This window comes from Citrobacter sp. VF227 (assembly GCF_052950715.1).
The window spans coordinates 1-435 of the sequence record NZ_JBRFVF010000617.1 but is presented as its reverse complement, the minus strand read 5'-3'; the positions used below and the strand labels follow the sequence as shown (position 1 = coordinate 435).

Annotated in this window: 1 protein-coding gene; it reads right to left on the bottom strand. The window is 73.8% G+C overall.

From position 1 onward, the window contains the following. Window positions 1-270: acyl-CoA dehydrogenase family protein (locus ACU8YC_RS28190; protein WP_446896422.1), on the bottom strand; the 270-nt coding region annotated here is incomplete at its 3' end. Window positions 271-435 lie beyond the last annotated feature (165 nt).

The window sequence follows — 435 nt, the reverse complement described above, 5'->3', positions numbered from 1 at the left end:
GGGTGCGCCCGCCGCCAGCATCTCCTCGGTGATGACGAAGCGGACGAGGCCGGAGCGGCCGTGGCCGCCATAGGCCTCCGGCAAGGTCAGCCCGATGAGGCCCGCCGCCCCCGCGCGCCGGCTGAAGGCGGCGTCGAAGGTCGTCCACGAGGTCCGGTGCGGCACGAAATGCCCGGCCGCCCGTTCCGCGTCGAGGAAGGCGCGGACGGACGCGCGCGCGGCCTCGACCTCGGGCGGGAGCGGCTCGGCGCTGAAGCGGAAGCTGTGCATCCGGGTTCCGTGAGCGATGGGACGTGTGGGCGGCGCCGGATCCGCGTCGCTCAGCTCCCGTCGCGGCCCTGGAGGCCGGGGAAGAAGATCTCCTGCCAGTCGCCCGGCACCTTCCGCAGGAAGCCCTGCGTCGCCATCGCCTTGGCCAGGTTCACCATCCCCTTC